The organism is Sphingobium sp., from assembly GCF_033795625.1.
Classification (GTDB): domain Bacteria; phylum Pseudomonadota; class Alphaproteobacteria; order Sphingomonadales; family Sphingomonadaceae; genus Sphingobium.
Genome location: NZ_JARYGI010000094.1, coordinates 1 through 936 on the forward strand (window position 1 = coordinate 1; position 936 = coordinate 936).

1 protein-coding gene is annotated in these 936 nt (G+C 63.6%); it reads right to left on the bottom strand.

Going from position 1 to position 936, the window contains the following annotated elements:
* Nucleotides 1-516 (bottom strand): phosphotransferase (locus QHC67_RS18720; RefSeq protein ID WP_319296671.1); only part of this gene is annotated, 516 nt, incomplete at its 3' end.
* Nucleotides 517-936: the final 420 nt, after the last annotated feature.

Sequence of the window (936 nt, forward strand, 5' to 3'; positions counted from 1 at the left end):
GTCGAGATAGCGGTTGAAGACGATGTTTGCCTCCGTGCGGAGATCACGATGCCACAGATCCATCAGGAGGAAGGCGAGATCGTAGAGCACATCGATTGTGGCCAGCTCGACGCTGAACTCGAGGCAGTCGAACAAGGTCGGCTCGCCGTCGATCAGGGCGATGTTGGCGAGATGGAGATCGCCATGACCATGTCTGACCCGGCCTTCCCGCGCTCGGGCATCGAGCAGCGGCGCCATGCCGTCGGCGATCTGGAGCAGGCTATCGCCGAGATGCTTCGCCTGGTCCGGGTCGAGGATGCTGGGATAGGCCGCCATGCTGGCGATATTGCCTTCGACGACGCGGCGGAACGATGCCGCACCCGCTTGCGTCGGATCAGCTTCCGCCGTCGAATGGAAGGCGCTTATGCGGTCCGCCAGCCGCATCAGCAGGCGCTCATCGAGCTCGCCGCGGTCGGCCTTATGGGTGAGCAGCGCATCGTCGGGAAAGCGTCGCATCTCGAGCAGCCAGTCGACCACGTCACCGGCGCCATCGATCGCCAGCCGACCGCCGGCTTCCCGCGTGATCGGATGAAGAGCACGATATAGATCGGGCGCGGTTCGGCGGTTGAGGCGAAGCTCCGCCTCGAGCGCGGCATGGCGTTTGTCGGAGGTCGAGAAATCAAGATAGCCGAACCGGACCGCGCGCTTGAGCTTCCAGGCGCGGTCGCTGACAAGGAAAATACTGGCGCAGTGGGTATCGATGCGCGTGGGGCGCGTTCGCTCGAAGGCGTGACCCTGGTGGGACTGTCAGGATTTCCGTGTGTGGCCGGGCATAATGGGCAACAAGGAGTCCCACTATGTCACGACGCAAAGAACCTGCCATACCGAATGAGCTTCTCGATCAGCTTTTGGCGGGCGGCGCTGCCAGTGCCGCCTTCGAGCAGGGCGGTCTGCTCG